Raw genomic sequence first — 14,236 nt, 5'->3', positions numbered from 1 at the left:
CGTCGTTCATCCGTCCTCCCTGTGGTTCGAAGTCTGAGCGGGCAGGGCGCGAACCGCCTCGACCCACTCGGTCTGCGCTTGCTTGTCGTCGCCGCGGAATCCGGTGTCCAGCAGCTGTTCGCCGAGCCGCCAGGTCACCACCACCAGTCCTGCGCCGGGCACGACCTTGTTGGCCAGCTTGTGGTCCAACCGGGCGTCCACCACGGACTCGGCGGGGATCCACACCGCCGAGGCACCGTCGCGCTCGATCAGCAGGCCGGTGGCGTGCAGGTGCGCGGTCCCGTTGGCGCGGTGCCCGATGTCGCCGACCGCGATGCGGTCCTGCCAGTCGTCGGCCTTGGTCGTGCCGATGTACATGCCGGTGGCGGGGGTGAGGGTCTCGGCGCCGGGGTCGGCCGGCCGCTCCGGGAACGGAGGCAGCTCGGCCTCCTGTCGTCGGGCTCGGGCCAGCCAGCCGCGTCGCATCCCGAAGAACACCAGCGCCGCCAGCGCGGCGAGCGCGAGCACCCACAGCGTGCGTTCCATCAGCGCCTCACCTTGCCCTCGTGCGCGGTGATCGCACCGCGCAGCAACGTCGCGACGACCCGACCGGGCAGCCGCATCCCTTCGAAGGGGGAGTTCTGCCCCAGGCTCGCCAGCTCGGCGGCGCGCACCGTCCACTCGGCGTCCGGGTCCACCAGCGCGAGGGTGGCGGGCTCGCCGACGGCGATCGGCCGCCCCTGGTCGGTCAGGCCGGCGATCTCGGCGGGGCGCTCGGAGAGCACCCGCGCCACACCGCGCCAGTCCAGCAGGCCGGAGCGCACCATCGTCCGCGTCACGATGCCCAGCGCGGTCTGCAGGCCCAGCATGCCCGGTTTGGCCGCGGACCACTCGCAGTCCTTGTCCTGGGCGGCGTGCGGGGCGTGGTCGGTGGCCACGCAGTCCACGGTCCCGTCGGCCAGCGCCCGGCGCAGCGCCAGCGCGTCGTCGTCGGTGCGCAGCGGCGGGTTGACCTTGTTGACCGGGTCGTAGGTCTGCAGCCGCTCGTCGGTGAGCAGCAGGTGGTGCGGCGTCACCTCGGCCGACACCGAGCCGCCGGTCTCGCGGCCCTTGAAGAACCGCAGCAGCTCGGCGGTGCCCGCGGTGGAGACGTGGCAGACGTGCAGCGTGCCTCCGGTGTGCGCGGCCAGCAGGCAGTCCCGCGCCACGATCGACTCCTCGGCCGGGGCGGGCCAGCCGGCCAGGCCCAGCCGGGCGGCGTTGGGGCCCTCGTGGGCCTGCGCGCCGACGGTCAGCCGCGGTTCCTCGGCGTGCTGGGCGACGAGCCCGCCGAACGAGCGGGTGTACTCCAGCGCCCGACGCATCAGCAGCGGGTCGTGCACGCACTTGCCGTCGTCGGAGAAGACCCGCACCTCGGCGGCGGAGTGGCGCATGGTGCCCAGCTCGGCGAGCTTCTCCCCCGCCAGGCCGACGGTGACCGCGCCGACCGGGTGCACGTCGACCAGGCCGATCTCGCGGCCCCGGCGCCACACGTGCTCGACGATCACCGCGTTGTCGGCGACCGGGTCGGTGTTGGCCATCGCGAACACGGCCGTGTAGCCGCCCAGGGCAGCGGCCGCCGAGCCGGTCTCGATCGTCTCGGCGTCCTCCCGGCCGGGCTCGCGCAGGTGGGTGTGCAGGTCCACGAAACCGGGCAGCGCGACGGCCCCGGAGCCGTGGACGATCTCGTCGGCGTCGGCGGACAGCTCCGCGCCGATCTCGGCGATGAGCCCGTCCTCGACGAGCACGTCGACCGGCTCGCCCTCGCCGTAGGGGCGCACGTCCTTGATCAGCACCCGGCTCATGCGCAACCCGCCTCTCCGCGATTCGCAGTTGTGGTGGCGTATCGCTCAACGTCTCGGTTCGCGGTTTCTTGTGGACCGCTCATGCGGCGAGCTCCTCTCCCGCGAGCAGGTGGTAGAGCACCGCCATCCGCACGTGCACGCCGTTGCCGACCTGCTGGGTGATGGCGGCGCGCGGCGAGTCGGCGACCGACGGCGCGATCTCCATGCCGCGCAGCATCGGGCCCGGGTGCAGCACGACCGCGTGCTCGGGCAGCTTCGCCAGCCGCTTCTCGTTGAGGCCGTAGGCGATCGAGTACTCGCGGGCCGACGGGAAGAACCCGCCGTGCATCCGCTCGGCCTGCACCCGCAGCAGCATGACCGCGTCCAGGCCGGGCAGCTCCGGGTCGAGGTCGTGGCGCACCTCGGCGCCCCAGTGCTCGATGCCGGTGGGCACCAGCGTGGGCGGCGCGATGAGCGTCACCTCGGCGCCCAGCGTCCGCAGCAGGTGCACGTTGGACCGCGCGACGCGGCTGTGCAGCAGGTCGCCCACGATGCCGATGCGGCGCCCTGAGACGTCCCCCAGGCGCTCCCGCAGGGTCGCCGCGTCCAACAGGGCCTGGGTGGGGTGCTCGTGCATCCCGTCGCCCGCGTTGACGACCTGGGTGCCGTCGGCCTCCAGCCACTCTGCGAGCCGGTGCGCGGCCCCCGAGGCCGGGTGCCGGATGATCACGCAGTCGGCGCCCGCGGCCGACAGGGTCAGCGCGGTGTCCCGGAGGGACTCGCCCTTGCCGACCGAGGAGCTCGACGCCGAGACGTTGATCACGTCGGCGCTCATCCACTTCCCGGCGACCTCGAAGGAAACCCTGGTCCGGGTGGAGTTCTCGTAGAACAGCGTCACCACGGTGCGCCCGCGCAACGTCGGCAGCTTCTTCACCTCGCGCCCCAGCAGCGTCTGCTTGAGCGTGTCGGCGGTGTCGAGCACGGCGGTCGCGTCGGCGGCGGGAAGGCCCTCAGTGGACAGCAGGTGGCGCATCACACCTCCTCCTGTGCCTTGTGGATCACCACTCGGTCCTCGCCGTCCGTTTCGGACAGCTGCACGGCCACGTCCTCGCTGCGGGAGGTCGGGATGTTCTTGCCCACGTAGTCCGCGCGGATCGGCAGCTCGCGGTGGCCGCGGTCGACCAGCACGGCCAGCTGGACCGAGCGGGGGCGGCCCTGGTCGCGCAGGGCGTCGAGGGCGGCGCGCACGGTGCGGCCGGAGAAGAGCACGTCGTCGACGAGCACGACCAGCTTGCCGTCGAGCCCCCCGGGCGGGAGGTTCGTGGGCTCCAGCGGCCGGTTGGGCTGGGTGCGCAGGTCGTCGCGGAAGAGCGTGATGTCGAGGGTGCCGACGGGCACCGTCACCCCGCTGAACTCGCTGATCTTGTCGGCGAGCCTCCTGGCCAGCGGCGTTCCCCTGGTGGGGATGCCCAGCAGCACGACCGGCTCGTCGGAGGTGTCCAGCGCGGTCTTCTCGATGATCTGGTGCGCGATTCGGGCTATCGTGCGCGCAACGTCACCGGCGGAAAGCAGCTCCCGCTGCCCTGCCGGTTCCGCCGCGCTCGCCTGATGGCGAGACGCCACGGTGCGACCTCCTTCTCCGCCTCACTGGACGGGTCCTTAAAGGATGGTGTGTGAGCTGCCCCGCAATCCGGGTTCGGGATGAACCTGCGCATCACCGGGCTGACCCGTACGCTATCAGCGACAACGGGTCAATCGACCGGGTGGTGTGTTGGTCCTCGCCACATCGGCACCGAAGACCAACTTGACCTGGTGACGCTCGCGAGCGAACATTACTCTCCGTATCGATCTGAGCTTTGCTCCCCGGTCGCCGTTATCGGCTGACGGGGCGAACGAACGGAGAAACGCCACATGGGCGACTACGCCAAGGCGCTGGGCAGCAAACTCCGCGCTATCCGCCAGCAGCAGGGTCTGTCGCTGCACGGCGTCGAGCAGAAGTCTGGCGGACGGTGGAAGGCCGTGGTCGTCGGGTCCTACGAGCGAGGCGACCGCGCGGTGACCGTGCAGAAGCTGGCCGAGCTCGCCGATTTCTACGGCGTGCCGGTCGCGGAGCTGCTTCCCGAGGGCCGCGTGCCGTCGGGGGCCGAACCGGCCACCAAGGTCGTGATCAACCTCGAGCGCCTGCAACAACTGCCTGCGGAGAAGGTGGGTCCGCTGGCCCGCTACGCGGCCACGATCCAGAGCCAGCGCGGTGACTACAACGGCAAGGTGCTGTCCATCCGCACCGAGGACCTGCGTTCCCTGGCGATCATCTACGACATGACGCCGGGCGAGCTCACCGAGCAGCTCATCGACTGGGGTGTGCTTCCCCCTGAGGCGCGCCCTGCCCGCGAGGAGTGACATCACACCGATAAGAAGCGGACCGGGGCACCCAGCGGCGACGCCGCGACGGGTGCCCCTGGGCTTTTCAGCCCATCACCCGATCGGCCGCAGACGCGATCGACCGGTGCTCGCTCTGGGCAACGGCGGCCTACCGCCGATCGGGTGAGCGCGCGAAGAGGGGCACCCGCCATCGGCAGGTGCCCCTCTTCGCGGCTCGTGGTCAGTCGACCGGAGTCTCCTCCTGCTTCGGGAGGGTCTTGCGCAAGCGGTCCCGGATGCCGGCGAGGCGGCCGAGGACGCCGTTGACGAAGCGCGGCGAGTCGTCGGTGGACAGGGCCCTGGCCAGCTCCACCGCCTCGTCGACCGCCACCACCGGCGGCACGTCGCCCTTCGGGCACCACAGCAGCTCGTAGAGGCCCAGCCGCAGCACCGCGCGGTCCACGACCGGCATCCGCGAGAGCGTCCAGCCCTCGATGTGCTGGGTGAGCAGCTCGTCGATCCGCTCCCTGTTCTCGGTCACGCCCTCGACCAGGATGATCGTGTAGTCCGGCACCGGCGGGGTCTCGGGCCCGCCGATCCGGTCGGACATGAGCGTGACGGCGTCGGTCTCGCGCAGGTCGGCCTCGTAGAGGAAGTCGACCGCGCGCTTACGAGCCTTGCTGCGCGAGCCGCTCATTTGGAGTTGACGCGGCTGAGGTACCGGCCGTCGCGCGGGTCGACCTTGACCTTGTCACCGGTGTTGAGGAACAGCGGCACCTGGATCTCGGCACCGGTCTCCAGCTTGGCCGGCTTGGTGCCGCCGGTGGAGCGGTCGCCCTGCAGGCCCGGGTCGGTGTGCTCGACGACGAGCTCCACCGAGGCGGGCAGCTCGACGTACAGCGGCGCGTCCTCGTGCCGGGCGACGACGACCTGGCTGTTCTCCAGCATGTAGTTCGCGGCGTCACCGACGACGTCGGCGGACACGCTGACCTGCTCGTAGGTGTCCGGCTCCATGAAGACGTAGTCGTTGCCGTCGTAGTACAGGTAGGTCATCTCGCGGCGGTCGACGTTGGCGGTGTCCACCTTCACCCCGGCGTTGAAGGTCTTGTCGACGACCTTGCCGGAGAGCACGTTCTTGAGGGTGGTGCGGACGAAGGCGCCGCCCTTGCCGGGCTTGACGTGCTGGAAGTTGACGACGGACCACAGCTGGCCGTCGAGGTTGAGCACCAGTCCGTTCTTCAGGTCGTTCGTGGAAGCCACGTGGGGGTTCTCCTGTGGTGATGGCTTGGTGTTGCGCCGGGCCGCAGCGGGGCTCCGGCGAAGTTCCGCGCACCCGTCGTGCGTCAGACTTCGACGAGCTCTTTGGTCGTCAGGGTGAGGAGCTCCGGCGTGCCTGGACGCACGACCAGTGTGTCCTCGATACGGACCCCGCCCTGCCCGGCCAGGTAGACGCCAGGCTCGACGGTGACCGCCATCCTCTCGGCGATTCTACCGTCCCCGCGCTGCGACAACGTGGGCGCCTCGTGGATCTCCAGGCCCACGCCGTGTCCCAAGCCGTGCAGGAACCGCTCCCCGTACCCCGCGTCGGTGATCACCTGACGGGCCGCGGAGTCGACGTCGCGGACCTCGGCGTCGACCTTCACGGCCGCCCGCCCGGCGGCCTGCGAGGCGCGGACGAGCTCGTAGATCTCCCGCTGCCAGTCGGCCGGCTTGCCCAGCACGACCGTGCGGGTCATGTCCGAGTGGTAGCCGTCGACCAGCGCGCCGAAGTCCATCTTGACGAAGTCCCCCGAGGTCAGGACCGCGTCGGTGGGCCGGTGGTGCGGGACGGCGGAGTTGGCGCCGGTGGCGACGATCGTCTCGAAGGACGGCCCGGCCGCGCCGTTGTCCAGCATCCGGGCCTCCAGCTCGCGGGCGACCTCCAGCTCGGTGCGCCCGGGGCGCAGCCCGCCGTGCTCGATGAGGTCGGCCAGCGCGCGGTCGGCGGCGGAGCAGGCCATCCGCAGCGCGTCGATCTCGGACTCGTCCTTGATCAGCCGCAGGCCCTCGACCACGCCCGGCGCGCGGACCAGCTCGGACTTGCCCGCGGCGTCGTCGAGCACGTCGCGGTTGTCGACGGTGACGTGCTGGGACTCGAAGCCGACCCGCCGGTAGACGGTCGCCTCCTCCCCGAGGCGCTGCGCCAGCGTCACGTCGCTCGCCCGGTCGATCACGCGCTCCAGGTCCGGGACCTGCTCCTCGGCCTGGGTGAGGTAGCGGCCGTCGGTGCAGAACACCGTGCGGTTCTCGTCGGCGGCGTGCACCACCAGCGCGGCGTTGGACCCGGTGAACCCCGTCAGGTAGCGGATGTTGAGCAGGTCGGTCACCAGCAGGGCGTCCAGATCCCGCTCCCGCAGTCGGCTGCGGAGCGCGTCTCGTCGATGGGCGTGCGTTTCGGACATGTTCGGAGCCTAACCCCCAGGGCAGCGGTGCGACCCGCGTCGAGCGGCCGTTTGCTGAAAGCCGCCAGGACCTTGCGCCCCGAACCCGGCCCGTGCAACTCGGGGGCGCGGAAATTCGCAGGTGAGCGGATCTTTGCGCGTTCGCCGGGATGTCGGTGGCGGCCGCTATGGTGGGGCCGTGGAGCTGACGTGGAGCACCGTGTCGGGGCCGGTCGGGGAGATCACCGCCGTGGCCTCCGGCACCGGCGTGCGTCACGTGGCCTTCGCCGGTCCCGACGTCGCGCTGGCCGAGTTCCCGGGAGCCGAGCCCGGCGGGCTCGCGGCCGAGGCGACCGGGCAGCTCGGCGAGTACTTCACCGGGCGGCGCAAGGAGTTCCGGATCCCGATCGACTGGACCGGCCTGGACGGGCTGCGCGCGCACGTGCTCCGCACGCTGCTGGAGCTGGTCCCCTTCGGCGAGACCGTCAGCTACAAGGGCCTCGCGGAGCTGTCCGGCAGGCCCGAGGCCTCGCGAGCCGTCGGCACGATCATGGGTTCCAACCCGGTGCCGCTGATCGTGCCGTGCCACCGGGTGCTGGCCTCCGGCGGCGGGCTCGGCGGGTTCGGCCCCGGGTTGGAGGCCAAGCGGAAGCTGCTGGTGCTAGAGGGAATCCTGGAACCCAGCCTGCTGGAGCTGGACCTGGTGCGCGACGAATAGGTGGTAGGTCGTCTCGCGCTGCCCCAGGGTCACCGGGATCGCCCGCTCCTCGGCGTCGCCGAAGACCTCGCGCATCGCGGCGAGCAGGTCCGGCGAGGTGTCGGCCGACCACACCGCCAGCGTCCCGCCCGCGGCGAGCTTGTCCCGGCAGCGGCGCAGGAACGGCGAGTCGTAGAGGGCCGAGTTCTCCTGGTAGACGAGGAAGTCCGGGCCGTTGTCGACGTCGAGCAGCAGCACGTCGCAGCAGCCGTCGGGTTCGGCGTCGAGGACCTCGGCGACGTCGCCGACGGTGACCCGCACCCGCTCGTCGGCCAGCGCCGCCGCGGTGTCGGGGACCAGTCCCGCGCGGTGCCAGTCGAGCAGGTCGGGTTCGATCTCGACCACGTGCGCCTCGGTGACCCGCGCGTCGGTCAGCACCTCGCGGAGGGTGAAGCCGAGCCCGAGGCCACCGATGAGCACCCGCAGGCCGTCACCGCGGTCGAGGCGACCCAGGGTGGTGGCGGCCAGCAGGCGTTCGGTCTCGGTGTGCGCGGTGTCCATCACGAAGACGCCGTTGACCCGCAGCTCCAGCGCGTCGTCGCGGCGCATCAGCACGAGCTCACCGCGCTCGCCGACGGCACGGGCGAGAAGCTCAGACATGGTTTCCGAGACTACCGGGGCCGTTCCCCCGCACGCCGGTGCGTGCCTCAGGAACCCGCCCGAGCCGGAGTCGCGTCCGGGTCCGGGTCGGGCCGCCCGCGCGCGCCTCGCCGGATCGATGCGGAGAAGGCCGTCGCCAGCAGGCAGAGCGCACCCGATCCGTACCAGGCGAGCGCGTAGTCGCCGAACAGGTCCCGGATCAGTCCGGCCCCGCCGGCGACGGCCGCCGCCCCCACCTGGTGCGAGGCGAACACCCAGCCGAACACCACCGAGGCCTTCTCCCCGAAGTGCTCGCGGCACAGCGCCATCGTGGGCGGCACCGTCGCGACCCAGTCCAGGCCGTAGAAGACGACGAACAGCACCATCTCCACGCCCGGTTCCGGCGCGAACAGCTGCGGCAGCACGAACAGCGACACCCCGCGCAGCGTGTAGTAGACGGCGAGCAGGACCCGCGGGTTGATCTTGTCGGTGAGATAGCCCGACGCCACCGTTCCCAGCACGTCGAAGACCCCGATGACCGCGAGCAGTCCGGCGGCCGTGGTGGTGGGCATCCCGTGGTCGTGCGCAGCGGGCACGAAGTGCGTGTTGACCAGTCCGTTGGTGCTGGCCCCGCAGATCGCGAAACCGCCCGCCAGCAACCAGAAGACCGGGTTGCGCGCGGCCGCGAGCAGGGTCCTGATGGCCACCATCGCGGGATTTCCCCGCTCCCGCGCGGGTTCCGGCTCGTCACCGGTGGCGCCGTAGGCGGACACGCCCGCGTCGCGCGGGCGTTCGCGCATGACGAGCCGCACGAGGAGCGCGACCAGCAGCGCGGCGGCGGTGATGGTCAGCGAGGCGGCCCGCCAGCCCCAGTCGGCCACCAGCATCGCCTCCACCGGCAGGAACACCAGCTGCCCGGTCGCGCTGGCCGCGGTGAGCACCCCGCTGACCAGCCCTCGCCGCGCCACGAACCAGCGGTCGACCACCGTGGACACGAACGCCAGCGCCATCGATCCGGTACCGAGCCCGACGAGCAGCCCCCAGCACAGGATCAGCTGCCACGGCTCGGTCATGAACACCGTCAGCCCGCTACCGACTCCCACCAGCAGCAGCGCGGAGACGGTGACCCGGCGGATCCCGAAGCGCGCCATCAGCGCCGCCGCGAACGGGGCGGTCAAGCCGAACAGCAGCAGGTTCAGCGATACCGCCACCGAGACCAGCCCGTGCGACCACCCGAACTCCCGGTGCAGCGGATCCATCAGGACGCCGGGTGCGGACCGGAACGCGGCGGCCCCCATCAGCGCCACGAACGCGACAGCGGCGATCCTCCAGGCGGGGTGCGCCCCCAGCACTCGACTCCACAGCACTCGAACCATGCCGTTCAGCCTGATCGCGCCGTGATCCGCGAACCAGTGGCCGGAGGGACAACATGTGGGAAGATTCGGCCATGCATCGGATCGCAGTGCTGGGCGTGCAGACCGTCGTCGGGTTCGACCTGGCCATCCCGCCGCAGATCTTCGCGGGCACCACCGGACCGGAGGGCGAGCTCTACGACGTGCGGGTGTGCAGCATCGACGGCGGCCCGCTGCCCACCACCAGGGGTTTCGCCGTGCTGCCCGAGTGCGGGACGGACGCGCTGCGCGAGCCCGACACGGTGATCGTGCCCGGCGTCGACACCGACGACTTCACCGAGGACCCCAAGATCACCGACTACCTGCGCGGGTTGCCCCGGGGCACGCGGATCATGTCGATCTGCACCGGAGCCTTCGTGCTCGCCGCCGCGGGTCTGCTCGACGGGCGCCCGGCCACCACGCACTGGGCGCACGCCGAGCGGTTCCGCGAGATGTTCCCGCAGGTCGACCTGCGTCCGGACGTGCTGTTCGTGGACGACGGCGACGTGCTGACCTCCGCGGGCGTGGCCGCCGGGATCGACCTGTGCCTGCACGTGATCCGCTCCGACCACGGCAGCGAGGTCGCCAACCGCGCGGCGCGGCGCAACGTCGTCCCGCCCTGGCGCGACGGCGGGCAGTCGCAGTTCATCGAACGACCGCTGCCCTCCCCCGGCGTCCACGGGACCGCCCCGGCCCGGGAGTGGATGCTGCACCGGCTCGCCGAGCCGCTGACGCTGGAGGACATCGCGGCGCACGCGGGGATGAGCGTGCGGACCTTCACCCGGCGGTTCCGGGAGGAAGCCGGGACCTCACCGCTGGACTGGCTGCTCGGGCAGCGCATCGAGCACGCACGGCACCTGCTGGAGCGCACCGACCTGCCGATCGAGGAGGTCGCGGTGCGGTCCGGGCTGAGCACGGCGACGTCGCTGCGCAAGCACCTGCGGGCCAAGCTGGGCATCGGACCGGCCGCCTACCGGCGGACCTTCCACCAGGACTAGTTGCCGCCGCTCACGAGTGGGGCAACCTCGGGAGCGGATGTGCGTCCTCTCAGTTGAGAGATCGACCCGCTGGAGGTTCGACTGAGAGGGGCGAGAGCCATGACTCGGACGAGGATCATCGTGGCGGCGACCGCGGCGCTACTGGTCGCAGGCCTGAGCGCCTGCGACGAGGACGGGTCCGCGGGGGCGTCCGGCACCGTGATCAACGACGCCGCGCCGGAGCCGACGCCGGCGCGGACCGAACCGGCGCCGGCGGAGGGGACCGGGTCGGACGAGGCGGAGTCCGGCGGGACAGGGTCCGGCGGGACGGGGTCCGGCGAGCAGGGGTCGGGCGAGGCGACCACCTCCCCGGACGGGAGCGCGCCGGACGAGGAGCCATCGTCGCAGTTGTGCAAGGTCGCGGACCTGGCCGTGACGGTGCAGTACGTCGACTCGGCCGCCGGGACCGTGCACCAGGCGCTGCGGTTCACCAACACGGGCAACCGCACCTGCGAGATCCAGGGGTTCCCGGGCGTTTCCTACGTCGGCGGCGATGACGGCCACCAGATCGGCAAGCCCGCGGGCCGCTCCGGCGACAAGGGCCCGGCCATCACCCTCGACCCCGGGGCCCAGGCCTGGGCCCCGCTGGCGGCCCCGCGCCCGGAGAACTACGACGAGGCCACCTGCCGACCTCAGGAGGCCCGGGGATTCCGCGTGTACCCGCCCCAGGAGTACGACTCGGTCTTCGTCCCCCTCCCCCTCACCGCGTGCTCCAACACCGAGGCCGTCGGCAACTTCCTCACGGTCCGAACCCTCCAAGAGGGCTCCCCCTCCTGAGGTCCCTCGTCTCCCGTGCGACGCAGCGTCACCAGGGGACGGTTTTGGTGAGAACTGTCCGGGCAAAACGGATGTTGATCATGGGTGATTCGAGGAAAAACCGTCTCCTGGTGACGAACGTCGTCAACGTGAGGTGGGGCGGAGGTCCCCTGCGACCGGGCGGGCCGCCCATTCGGCCGGGGTGGCGTTGGTGATCTGGGAGGCGTTGGCCGCCGCGGTGGCCGAGGTGACCTTCCAGAGGCGACCTCGGGTGTCGAGCAGGGCGATCTCGCCGCTCGGGGAGCGGAAAGCCGGGGCACCGGCGGGGATTTCAGCCCTCATCGGGAGGGGGTCCAGGGGTTCCGGGCGGTCGTCCAGGACCCGGGTGGCGAGCGTTTCGGCAGCGGAGCGGCGTTCGAATCGGACCCTGGAGCCGTCGTGGACGAGGTCGACCGTGCGGACCGGGGACGGGACCGCGAAGCCGTCGAGGGCCGCGGCCGCGCGGACCGGGTCGGCGCAGGCACCGGCGCTGGTGATGTCGAGACCGAAGTGGCGGATGTCGGTGGGCGCCGGGGCCAGGGCGGTGGCGCGCAGCACGTCCAGCGGGACGGATCCGCACGGGTCCGATGTGGACGGACGCAGGTGCCCGTTCCCGTCGCGGACCAGGCCCGGGCCCTCCTGCCACGGACCGGGAATCGTCACCGGCTGGTACGGGTGCCGGGTGAAACCCGTGTCCCAGAACGTGATCTGCGTGCCCGCCTCCGTCTGGTGCGCGATGGCGAAGGCGTCCAGCGTCGGCGAGTACGCCCAGTCCGCGCTGAACGCGTCGACCACCGACCGCGTCCGCCCGGAACCGGCGGGCTGGAACCCGCGCTCGGTGAGGGCTTCAACTCCCTTGCCGAACAACGGGTCTCGCGACCGCAGCACGAACTGCCCGGCACCGTTCCAGCCCGCACCGCGAGCCGTGGTGTCGGTGAACAGCAGGTAGAACCACCCGTCCAGGAACAGCGCCGAGGGCTGCCCGGCGCCGTAGACGTTCGAGCGCGCGACCTCGCCCGCCGCCGTCACGATCGGCGCCGCACCGCGCGTCCACGCCGTGCCGTCGGGGCTGGTCGCCACGCCGATCGCGTTGCCGTGGGCGTGATCCCCGGCCGCACCCGTGTAGTACAGGTAGTAGCGGCCGTCGACGCGCAGCACCGACGGATCGCAGGTGTGCATCCCGTCGAAACGGCCCGGCTCACCGGAGAACACCGGCGCCGCGGGCCCGAACGGACCGTCTGGCGAGGCCGCCGAAGCGTGCAGGACGTCATCGCCCGCAGGCCCGACGCCCGGCAGCTGACTGCACCACCACGCGCGGTACCCGCCGCCCTCGGCCAGCACCGACGGCCCGTAGTTGTACGGCGCGGGCAGCCCACCGGCCGCCACCACGCCCGGACTCGACCGCACCGCACCGGTTCTCAGCTCCACCGGCATCGGAACCGGCTTCCGCTGCTCGGCGACCGGCACCACCGGGCTGCCGTCGACGTGCGTGCAGCCCGCCAGCAGCCCGATCGCGACCAGGGCTAACGGCAGGCGACCGCGCACTACTCCCCCGGCTTCTCCGCCAGCCAGCGGATCGCCAGCGGGTACCCGGCCACGCCCAGCCCGGCCATCACCGCGGTCGCGATGTCGGACAGGTAGCTGGTGTGCCGGAACGGTTCCCGCTTGTGCACGTTGGAGATGTGCAGCTCGATCAGATCGGCGGTCAGCTGCGACGCGGCGTCGCGGACGGCGACCGAGTAGTGCGTCCACGCGCCCGCGTTGAGCACCACCGGCCAGGAGGCGTCGGCGGCCTCGTGCAGCCAGCCGACCATCTCGCCCTCGTGGTCGGTCTGCCGCACCTCGACCTCGACGCCGAGGTCGCGACCGGCCTGCTCGCACAGCGACACCAGGTCGGCGTAGGTCGTGCTGCCGTAGACCGAGGGCTCGCGCTTGCCGAGCCGACCCAGGTTCGGGCCGTTGAGGACGAGGACCTTCACAGCAGAACCTCCGTGCTCGACTTGCTCTCGCCGCCGGTGATCGCCGAGTACGCGGCGGCGATCAGCGACGGGTCCGGGCCCTCCAGCCGCTCCGGCTTGGCCAGACCGTCGAGCACCACGAAACGCAGCACGCCCGAGCGGTTCTTCTTGTCGGCCTTCATGCCCTCCATCAGCGAACCCAGCGCGTCCGGGTCGTAGGTGGTGGGCAGGCCGAGCAGGTCGAGGATGCGCTTGTGCCGGTCGGCGGTCTCGTCGTCGAGGCGTCCCGCCAGCCGGGCGAGCTCGGCGGCGAAGACCAGGCCGACGCTCACCGCCGCGCCGTGGCGCCAGCGGTAGCGCTCGCGGCGCTCGATGGCGTGAGCCAGCGTGTGGCCGTAGTTGAGGACCTCGCGCAGGTGCGACTCCTTGAGGTCCGAGGAGACCACGTCGGCCTTGACCTGGATGGAGCGGCGCACCAGCTCGGCCAGCACGTCCCCGGTCGGGTCGGTGGCCGCGTCCGCGTCCTCCTCGACCAGCCGCAGGATCTCGGGGTCGGCGATGAAACCGGCCTTGACGACCTCGGCCATCCCGGCCAGGAGTTCGTTGCGCGGCAGGCCTTCCAGCGTCGCCAGGTCGCACAGCACCAGGCTCGGCTCGTGGAACAGGCCCACCAGGTTCTTGCCCGCGTCGGTGTTGATGCCGGCCTTGCCGCCCACGGCCGCGTCGACCATGCCCAGCAGCGTGGTCGGCACGTGCACGGCCTTCACCCCGCGCATCCAGGTCCCGGCGACGAACCCGCCGAGGTCGGTGACCGCGCCGCCGCCGAAGGACACCACGACGCCGTCGCGGTCCATGCCGATCTTGCCGAGGACCTCCCAGCAGAACCCGGCGACCTGGAGGCTCTTGCCGTCCTCGGCGTCGGGGATCTCGACCCGGTGCGCGTCGATGCCGGCCTCGGTCAGCTCCTCGCGGACCGCCTCGATGGTGGCGGTGATCGTGGGCTGGTGCACCAGCGCGACGCTCGACGCGTCGGCGAGGAATTCCACCAGCTCACCGAGCAGCCCCCGCCCCACGACCACGTCGTAGGGCTGCTGGCCGTTCACGCTGATCCGAACCGGCTCGGAGGTCATCGTCGT

General features: G+C 71.7%; 16 protein-coding genes. 4 read left to right on the top strand and 12 right to left on the bottom strand.

The window, feature by feature from the left end; translation table 11 throughout:
• Positions 1-6 precede the first annotated feature (6 nt).
• The 4 genes from REH65_RS26735 to pyrR all read right to left on the bottom strand — a co-directional run bounded on the left by REH65_RS26735 (position 7) and on the right by pyrR (position 3,425).
• On the bottom strand, positions 7-525 hold the full coding sequence (locus REH65_RS26735; protein ID WP_406689602.1) for a transporter: 519 nt from the start codon (positions 523-525) through the stop codon (positions 7-9).
• Complete coding sequence (locus tag REH65_RS26730) at positions 525-1,823, bottom strand: dihydroorotase (protein WP_281453786.1); 1,299 nt, start codon at positions 1,821-1,823, stop codon at positions 525-527. The genes REH65_RS26735 and REH65_RS26730 overlap by 1 nt, the downstream gene beginning before the upstream one ends.
• A 79-nt stretch (positions 1,824-1,902) precedes the next feature.
• Positions 1,903-2,835 (bottom strand): aspartate carbamoyltransferase catalytic subunit, encoded by a 933-nt coding sequence (locus tag REH65_RS26725; protein ID WP_281453787.1) that lies wholly within the window; start codon positions 2,833-2,835, stop codon positions 1,903-1,905.
• Positions 2,835-3,425: a bifunctional pyr operon transcriptional regulator/uracil phosphoribosyltransferase PyrR gene (gene pyrR, locus REH65_RS26720; RefSeq protein ID WP_281453788.1), complete on the bottom strand. Its 591-nt coding sequence runs from the start codon at positions 3,423-3,425 to the stop codon at positions 2,835-2,837. The genes REH65_RS26725 and pyrR overlap by 1 nt, the downstream gene beginning before the upstream one ends.
• Positions 3,426-3,713: 288 nt before the next feature.
• Between pyrR and REH65_RS26715 the strand changes: the two genes are divergently transcribed.
• Positions 3,714-4,202 (top strand): transcriptional regulator, encoded by a 489-nt coding sequence (locus REH65_RS26715; protein WP_010311046.1) that lies wholly within the window; start codon positions 3,714-3,716, stop codon positions 4,200-4,202.
• A 202-nt stretch (positions 4,203-4,404) separates the two neighbouring features.
• Here the strand turns inward: REH65_RS26715 and nusB are convergent, their stop codons facing one another.
• The 3 genes from nusB to REH65_RS26700 all read right to left on the bottom strand — a co-directional run bounded on the left by nusB (position 4,405) and on the right by REH65_RS26700 (position 6,604).
• Positions 4,405-4,860 carry a transcription antitermination factor NusB gene (nusB, locus tag REH65_RS26710; RefSeq protein ID WP_281453789.1) on the bottom strand — a complete coding sequence of 152 codons (456 nt, stop codon included), beginning with the start codon at positions 4,858-4,860 and terminating at the stop codon, positions 4,405-4,407.
• Positions 4,857-5,423, bottom strand: a complete 567-nt coding sequence (efp, locus tag REH65_RS26705) for an elongation factor P (protein ID WP_093423648.1) — start codon at positions 5,421-5,423, stop codon at positions 4,857-4,859. Before efp ends, nusB begins: the two co-directional genes overlap by 4 nt.
• An 83-nt stretch (positions 5,424-5,506) precedes the next feature.
• Complete coding sequence (locus REH65_RS26700) at positions 5,507-6,604, bottom strand: M24 family metallopeptidase (RefSeq protein WP_406689601.1); 1,098 nt, start codon at positions 6,602-6,604, stop codon at positions 5,507-5,509.
• 178 nt (positions 6,605-6,782) lie between these two features.
• Between REH65_RS26700 and REH65_RS26695 the strand changes: the two genes are divergently transcribed.
• Positions 6,783-7,301 (top strand): methylated-DNA--[protein]-cysteine S-methyltransferase, encoded by a 519-nt coding sequence (locus REH65_RS26695; protein WP_406689600.1) that lies wholly within the window; start codon positions 6,783-6,785, stop codon positions 7,299-7,301.
• On the opposite strand, the gene REH65_RS26690 is transcribed toward REH65_RS26695, so the two are convergent.
• On the bottom strand, positions 7,245-7,940 hold the full coding sequence (locus tag REH65_RS26690; protein WP_406689599.1) for a spermidine synthase: 696 nt from the start codon (positions 7,938-7,940) through the stop codon (positions 7,245-7,247). The genes REH65_RS26695 and REH65_RS26690 overlap by 57 nt on opposite strands.
• Before the next feature lie 47 nt (positions 7,941-7,987).
• Positions 7,988-9,295, bottom strand: a complete 1,308-nt coding sequence (locus tag REH65_RS26685; protein ID WP_406689598.1) for an MFS transporter — start codon at positions 9,293-9,295, stop codon at positions 7,988-7,990.
• A gap of 71 nt (positions 9,296-9,366) precedes the next feature.
• On the opposite strand from REH65_RS26685, the gene REH65_RS26680 reads away from it, so the two are divergent.
• Positions 9,367-10,308, top strand: a complete 942-nt coding sequence (locus REH65_RS26680; protein ID WP_406689597.1) for a GlxA family transcriptional regulator — start codon at positions 9,367-9,369, stop codon at positions 10,306-10,308.
• A 99-nt stretch (positions 10,309-10,407) separates the two neighbouring features.
• Positions 10,408-11,124, top strand: a complete 717-nt coding sequence (locus REH65_RS26675; protein ID WP_406689596.1) for a DUF4232 domain-containing protein — start codon at positions 10,408-10,410, stop codon at positions 11,122-11,124.
• 123 nt (positions 11,125-11,247) lie between these two features.
• On the opposite strand, the gene REH65_RS26670 is transcribed toward REH65_RS26675, so the two are convergent.
• From REH65_RS26670 to aroB, 3 genes are read right to left on the bottom strand one after another with little or no spacing between them, the layout of a single operon-like run.
• Complete coding sequence (locus REH65_RS26670; RefSeq protein WP_406689595.1) at positions 11,248-12,687, bottom strand: beta-xylosidase; 1,440 nt, start codon at positions 12,685-12,687, stop codon at positions 11,248-11,250.
• Positions 12,687-13,121, bottom strand: a complete 435-nt coding sequence (gene aroQ, locus REH65_RS26665; RefSeq protein WP_281453797.1) for a type II 3-dehydroquinate dehydratase — start codon at positions 13,119-13,121, stop codon at positions 12,687-12,689. Before aroQ ends, REH65_RS26670 begins: the two co-directional genes overlap by 1 nt.
• Positions 13,118-14,230 carry a 3-dehydroquinate synthase gene (gene aroB, locus REH65_RS26660; RefSeq protein WP_281453798.1) on the bottom strand — a complete coding sequence of 371 codons (1,113 nt, stop codon included), beginning with the start codon at positions 14,228-14,230 and terminating at the stop codon, positions 13,118-13,120. The genes aroQ and aroB overlap by 4 nt, the downstream gene beginning before the upstream one ends.
• Positions 14,231-14,236 lie beyond the last annotated feature (6 nt).

It is taken from the genome of Saccharopolyspora sp. ID03-671, from assembly GCF_045278815.1.
Lineage (GTDB): Bacteria > Actinomycetota > Actinomycetes > Mycobacteriales > Pseudonocardiaceae > Saccharopolyspora > Saccharopolyspora ipomoeae.
The sequence above is the reverse complement of the archived record's forward strand: the minus strand, read 5'-3'. Positions and strand labels throughout refer to the sequence as shown.

What these genes read in the sequence shown, in the direction of transcription:
- REH65_RS26685 (WP_406689598.1), bottom strand. Translation starts at nt 9,295, where the DNA reads ATGGTTCGAGTGCTGTGGAGTCGAGTGCTGGGGGCGCACCCCGCCTGG.
- REH65_RS26715 (WP_010311046.1), top strand. Translation starts at nt 3,714, where the DNA reads ATGGGCGACTACGCCAAGGCGCTGGGCAGCAAACTCCGCGCTATCCGC.
- REH65_RS26725 (WP_281453787.1), bottom strand. Translation starts at nt 2,835, where the DNA reads ATGCGCCACCTGCTGTCCACTGAGGGCCTTCCCGCCGCCGACGCGACC.
- REH65_RS26735 (WP_406689602.1), bottom strand. Translation starts at nt 525, where the DNA reads ATGGAACGCACGCTGTGGGTGCTCGCGCTCGCCGCGCTGGCGGCGCTG.
- REH65_RS26730 (WP_281453786.1), bottom strand. Translation starts at nt 1,823, where the DNA reads ATGAGCCGGGTGCTGATCAAGGACGTGCGCCCCTACGGCGAGGGCGAG.
- aroB (WP_281453798.1), bottom strand. Translation starts at nt 14,230, where the DNA reads ATGACCTCCGAGCCGGTTCGGATCAGCGTGAACGGCCAGCAGCCCTAC.
- REH65_RS26690 (WP_406689599.1), bottom strand. Translation starts at nt 7,940, where the DNA reads ATGTCTGAGCTTCTCGCCCGTGCCGTCGGCGAGCGCGGTGAGCTCGTG.
- REH65_RS26700 (WP_406689601.1), bottom strand. Translation starts at nt 6,604, where the DNA reads ATGTCCGAAACGCACGCCCATCGACGAGACGCGCTCCGCAGCCGACTG.
- nusB (WP_281453789.1), bottom strand. Translation starts at nt 4,860, where the DNA reads ATGAGCGGCTCGCGCAGCAAGGCTCGTAAGCGCGCGGTCGACTTCCTC.
- REH65_RS26680 (WP_406689597.1), top strand. Translation starts at nt 9,367, where the DNA reads ATGCATCGGATCGCAGTGCTGGGCGTGCAGACCGTCGTCGGGTTCGAC.
- REH65_RS26675 (WP_406689596.1), top strand. Translation starts at nt 10,408, where the DNA reads ATGACTCGGACGAGGATCATCGTGGCGGCGACCGCGGCGCTACTGGTC.